Origin of the sequence: Streptomyces sp. LS1784 (assembly GCF_020103755.1) — a bacterium.
Taxonomy (GTDB): Bacteria; Actinomycetota; Actinomycetes; order Streptomycetales; family Streptomycetaceae; genus Kitasatospora.
In genome coordinates, this window is the sequence record NZ_JAHSQD010001218.1 from 1 (window position 1) to 738 (window position 738).

The 738-nt window shown below is 79.1% G+C and carries 1 pseudogene; it reads left to right on the forward strand.

Annotated elements, in window-relative coordinates:
* A pseudogene (locus KS423_RS46625) lies at positions 1-531 on the forward strand (protein phosphatase 2C domain-containing protein); the annotation flags it as partial.
* Between the last annotated feature and the right edge of the window lie 207 nt (positions 532-738).

Genomic DNA, 738 nt, shown 5'->3' on the forward strand with positions numbered 1-738 from the left:
GACCTGCGCGACGGCGCCCGCGACCGGCTCCGCTACGGCCTCCAGCGCCTGGCCACCGCCGCGGCCGCCCCGCTGCGCGCCCTGGTGCCCCGGGCGGAGGGGGACGACACCCCGTCCCCGGCCTCACTGCACTGCCTGTTGGTGTCGCTGGACCCGGAGGCCGGCCACCGCGCGGCCTTCGGCGTCGGCCCGGGCGGGCTCTACCTGCTGCGCTCCGGCCACTGGATCGACGCCTACGCGGCCCGACTGCTGCACCACCCGGACGGCCAGCCGACCGTCCCCGAGGCCCCGGTCCCCGGCCCGCGCCCGTTCCGCTTCCGGCTTGTCCCCGCGACGCCGGGCGACATCCTCCTCCTCTGCACCCCCGGCCTCGCCCGCCCCGTCGCCGACGAGCCGGCCGTCGCCCACTTCCTCTCCACCCACTGGGCCCACCCCCACCCTCCGGGCACCGTCGACTTCCTCCGCCAGGTCCAGGTCCGCGCCAAGGGCTACGCCGACGACCGCACGGCCGCCGCCGTCTGGACCGAGTGACGCCGGACCGGCCTGCGTTCCACCCCTGCGCGGGCGGGGACAGGGCGGTCGGTGTCGGACCGAAGCCAGGGCGCGGGTGAAGGCCTCGCGGCGGAAGCGGTGGGCGCGGCCCGGTTGCCCGAGTCCGGCCGGGCGAGGACGAGCAGGGGGGCGGCGGGCGTCGCGCGGGTTGCTGCCGTGTCGCGGCCGGCCCTCCTCCACCGCGCG